The organism is Candidatus Methylomirabilota bacterium (assembly GCA_036002485.1).
In the GTDB taxonomy this organism is placed as follows: domain Bacteria; phylum Methylomirabilota; class Methylomirabilia; order Rokubacteriales; family CSP1-6; genus AR37.
In genome coordinates, this window is sequence record DASYTI010000065.1 from 1 (window position 1) to 4,657 (window position 4,657).

At 69.4% G+C, this 4,657-nt stretch carries 4 protein-coding genes; all 4 read right to left on the bottom strand.

Translation table 11 applies throughout. The annotated features are described in order from the left end of the window. Positions 1 to 274: molybdopterin cofactor-binding domain-containing protein (locus tag VGT00_07050; GenBank protein HEV8531153.1), on the bottom strand; the 274-nt coding region annotated here is incomplete at its 3' end. 832 nt (positions 275 to 1,106) lie between these two features. Further along, entirely contained in the window at positions 1,107 to 2,627 is a 1,521-nt protein-coding gene (locus VGT00_07055; protein ID HEV8531154.1) for a tripartite tricarboxylate transporter permease, read from the bottom strand. A 1-nt stretch (position 2,628) separates the two neighbouring features. Then, positions 2,629 to 3,069: a tripartite tricarboxylate transporter TctB family protein gene (locus tag VGT00_07060; protein ID HEV8531155.1), complete on the bottom strand. Its 441-nt coding sequence runs from the start codon at positions 3,067 to 3,069 to the stop codon at positions 2,629 to 2,631. A gap of 190 nt (positions 3,070 to 3,259) precedes the next feature. Beyond that, complete coding sequence (locus VGT00_07065) at positions 3,260 to 4,237, bottom strand: tripartite tricarboxylate transporter substrate binding protein (GenBank protein HEV8531156.1); 978 nt, start codon at positions 4,235 to 4,237, stop codon at positions 3,260 to 3,262. Positions 4,238 to 4,657 lie beyond the last annotated feature (420 nt).

Consider the following 4,657-nt stretch of genomic DNA (forward strand, 5'->3'; position numbering starts at 1 on the left):
TCTGCGGCAGGTTCAGCCCCGAGATCGTGTACGCGCCCATGTCGTGGAGGAAATCGTCCCGCAGCGCGAGGAGCGTGCCCTCGCGGGTGGCCGCGAGCTCCACGTCGTGGATCTGGTCCCGCTCCACGCAGGCGACCAGCGCGTGCTCCCGCCGTGTCTCGATCCACTTGATCGGGCGGTCGAGCTGCCGCGCGAGGGCGGCCACCACGACGTACTCCGGGTAGTACATCCCCTTGGTGCCGAAGCCGCCGCCCACGTCGGGTGGCGCGATCACGCGCACGCGCTCCTCGGGCAGGCCGAGCTGCCGCGGCGATCACCCCGCGATGACGGTGGACCATCTGCACGGCGCCCCACATGGTCAGACGCTCGTCGGCCCACCGGACGACGAGGCCCCGCGGCTCCAGCGGATGCGCGCCGCCGCGGGCGAGACTGACCCGCGTCCTCACCACGACGTCCGCGGTGCGCCGGGCCGCCTCCGCGTCGCCCACGCGCTGGCGCCACTCCGCGACGACATTGCCTCCCGCCTCCTCGTGGAGGACGGGCGCGCCCGGGGCGAGGGCCGCGTCCACGTCCACGAGGGCGGGCAGGGACTCGTACTCGACTCGGATCAAATCGAGGGCGTCCCAGGCGCGATAGATGTCGTCGGCGATCACCGCGGCCACGGGCTCGCCCACGAAGCGCACGCGCTCGCCGGCCAGAGGTCGGATGCCGCAGGCCACGGGCAGGGCGGGATGCGGCGCGTAGATCGGGATGGCCTGGCCGGCGCTCCCCAGATCGGATGCGAGAAATACGCCGACTATCCCGGGGGCGCGCCGGGCCGCCGAGACGTCGATCGAGCGGATGCGCGCATGGGCATGCGGCGAGCGCAGCATCGCGGCATGCAGGCAGCCCGGAACGCGGAAGTCGTCGACGAACTCTCCGGTGCCGGTGATGAGCCGCGGGTCCTCGCGGCGGCGGACGGCTCCCGCATGCTCGGCCATCTAGCCCAAGCATTCCCCCTCACCCTGCCCTCTCCCCCGAAGCGGGGGAGAGGGATATTTGTCTCCCTCTCCCTCGGAGAGGGAGGGGGTCAGGGTGAGGGTGGCGGTGTGTTGGCGCATGACGCGCTAGCTCTCGCTCTCGGCGGGAAGGCGAGAACGCCAGTCGAGGGAGCGGGTGATCAGGGGGCGCAGCGCGAGGACGACGAGGACGACGCCCACGCCTAGCAGCACGAGGGAGATCGGCCGCGTGACGAAGATGAGATAGCTCCCGGCCGACATGGCCAGGGACTGGCGGAGCGAGAGCTCCATCATGGGGGCGAGGACCAGCCCGAGCACGATGGGCGCTGTCTCGAAGTCGAGCTTGCGCAGCACATAGCCGAGGACGCCGGTGGCGAGCATGATCCAGACGTCCACCACGCTGCTGTTGACGGCGTAGACGCCGAGAATGGAGCAGACGAGGATGATGGGGTACATGACCGGGTACGGCACTCTGAGCAGGTTCACGAAGAGCCCCACCAGCGGGAGGTTCAGGATGAGCAGGATGACGTTGCCGACGTACATGGAGGCGATGAAGCCCCAGAAGAGCTTGGGGTCCTGATGGATGAGGAGCGGCCCTGGCGTCACGCCGTGGACCATCATGGCGGCCAGGAGCAGGGCGGCCACGGGCACGCCGGGGACACCAAGGGCGAGCATGGGCACGAAGGCGCCCGAGGTCGCCGCGTTGTTCGCCGACTCCGGCCCCGCCACGCCCGCCACCGCCCCGCGGCCGAACTCTTCCGGGTGCTTCGACACCTTGCGCTCGACGGCGTAGGAGACGAAGGTCGAGATCACGTGGGCGGAGCCCGGGATGATGCCGATGAGGAACCCGATGACGGTGCCGCGCCAGATCGGCCAATTGGCCTCTCGCCATTCCTGACGGGAGGGCAAGAGGTCGCGCAGCTTCGGCCGGATCACCTCCGGCGGATTGGCCATTCCCGCGGTGAGGAGGATCTCGGCCAGGCCGAAGAGCCCGACGGCGACGGGCACCACCCCGATGCCGTCGCCCAGCTCGGCGATGCCGTAGGCGAAGCGGAAGTAGCCGGACATCTGATCGATGCCGATCATGCCCAGGAGCAGCCCGAGGGCCGCCATAGCCAGCCCCTTCAGCATCGAGCCCGAGTTCATGTAGGCGAGGACGAGGAGCCCGAGGAGAAGCAGCGAGAAGTACTCGGGGGGGCCGAAGCGGAGGGCGAAGGCGGCCAGGGGCGGGGCCAGGAACATCAGGAGGACGACGCTCACCGTGCCCGCGATGTAGGAGCCCACGGCGGCGATGGCCAGGGCTGGCCCCGCGCGTCCCTTGCGCGCCATGGCGTAGCCGTCGATGCACGTCATCACGGAGGCGGCCTCGCCGGGGATGCGCATCAGGATGGACGTCGTGGAGCCACCGTACATCGCGCCATAGTAGATGCCCGCCAGCATGACGAGGGCGCTCGTGGCATCGAGGCCATAGGTGGCGGGAAGCAGCAGGCTGATGCCGGCCAGCGGCCCCACCCCAGGAAGCACGCCCACCAGCGTGCCCACCAGGCAGCCGATGAAGCCATACCAGAGGACGTGGGGAGCGAGGGCGACGGAGAAGCCCAGGCCGAGATTCTGGAGTGTCTCGAGCACGTCAGAGCCCGAAGGGTCCCCGGGGCAGGGGCACCCTGAGCAGGGTGTCGAAGACGTAGAAGGATCCCCACGCCATCACGATTGTCACGGCGAGGCCGAGGACCCACCCTTTGCGCTCGAGCGCCAGGATGAGGAAGGCGACCACCACCGCCATGGTGATCCGGTAGCCCAGGCGCTCGAGCCCCCACGCTGCGAACGCGCAGGCGGTGAAGATCGCGATGGCATGGCGCCATTCATGCCAGCCCACCTCGGCCACTCCACGAGCGCGCGACCCCATGACATACACCGCCACGCCGAAGGCGATGAGGAGGATGGCGAGCACCACCGGCATGTACGCGGGGCCGGGCCGGCGCAGGGAGCCCAGGGGGAAGGCACGGCTCTGCCAGATGGTGACGATGCCCATGAGGACAAGCGTGGCGCCGGCCAGTCGATCCGTTGTCATCGCGCTAGCCGCACTGTGTGCGTTACGTGCTCCCCCTCACCCTGCCCTCTCCCCCACTGGGGGAGAGGGATCAGAGCTAGAAGTGCGCGCGCCAAGGCTCGTTTTATCCCTCTCCCCCGTCGCGGGGGAGAGGGCAGGGTGAGGGGGAGTGCGTATGCGCGCATGAGTCGACACAAGCCTGTCGTCGGCACTACTGGGCGCTCTCGACCTTTCCGATCTTCTTCACGACCTCGGCGAGCCGGGCCGCGTCCTTGGCCCACCACGCGTTGAACTCATCGGCGTCCATGTAGGCGATGGGGGTGTCGAGCTTGGCGTGCGAGTTGACGACCTCGGGCTCCTTGACGGCCTGCCGGGTCGCGTCGCGCAGGATCTTGATGACGTGGGGCGGTGTCTTGGCGGGCGCCACCAGCCCCGCCCACGCCGTGTACTCGACGTCGTAGCCGAGCGACTTGAACGAGGGGACGTCCGGATACGCGGCCACGGGCGCCGTCCCCGTATGGGCGAGCAGCCGCAGCTTGCCCGCCTTGATGTGCGCCACGGCCAGGCTCACCGGCGTCATCACCGCCTGCGAGTGGCCGCCCAGGATGGCATTCATCATGGGGCCGCCGCCCGTGGTGGGCAGATGGCGCAGCTTGATGCCGGAGGCCTGCATGAGCATCTCCATGGGGACATGGGCGGCGCCGTAGAGGCCGGAAGAGCTGAACACGATCTCGCCGGGCTTCTTCTTCGCGTCATCCACGAACTCCTTCAGGGTCTTCCACGGGGTGTCGGCGCGGACGACGAGCATGGACGGGTCGGCGTTGATCCGGGCGATGCCCGTAAACTGATCGCGCGTGTAGTTCGGCGGCCGCCCGAAGAGCTTGTCGACCTCCGGCAGCACGGAGACGCTCACGAGGGCCATGAGGAGCGTGTAGCCGTCGGGCTTGCTCGTGGCCACCGTCTGGTTCCCCACCGCGCCGGCCGCCCCCGCCTTGTTGATGATGGCCACCGGCTGCTTCAAGATGCGCTCGAGCGCCGCGGCCACGGGGCGCGCCGTGTTGTCCGCGACGCCGCCGGGCGGAAAGGCGACCACCATGGAGATCGACCGCGTGGGGTAGGGATCGTCCGCCCGCGCCATGCCCGCGGCCATCGCGACGATCAGCACGGCCATCCCGAGCGCTCGAATCATTCGCGCCTCCTTGTCGCGGAGTGATGCAGCCAGGGCAGACTAGCAGCCGGTCGTGCGGCAGGTCAAGGCGCGTTCCTCGGGCGCGTGACCGTTGTAGACTGCCGCCAGCGCCAGGGTCCAGGAGAAGAGGCGGAGGGAGATACGCCATGAGCGTGATGGGTGGAAAGAGCACGGAGATCGGGGTCTGCTTCGACGACACGGCTCCACCGGTAGCCTTCGAAGCGGGAAACTTCCTGGCTCAGGGCTGACCGGCCGAGCTTGCCGTCAGGCCGGCCGGGAAGGGCCGGCGCGGCTCAGCGCCGACCGCAGAGCTTGTGGAGCGCGGCCAGATCGGCCGCGGTGAGTCGCAGCGGCTCCATGGCCTGCTCGCCTCCCACCTCGTGCATCACGGCGGTGGGATCCTCCACGTGGCCGAGACCC

What these genes read in the sequence shown, in the direction of transcription:
- VGT00_07060 (HEV8531155.1), bottom strand. Translation starts at nt 3,069, where the DNA reads ATGACAACGGATCGACTGGCCGGCGCCACGCTTGTCCTCATGGGCATC.
- VGT00_07065 (HEV8531156.1), bottom strand. Translation starts at nt 4,237, where the DNA reads ATGATTCGAGCGCTCGGGATGGCCGTGCTGATCGTCGCGATGGCCGCG.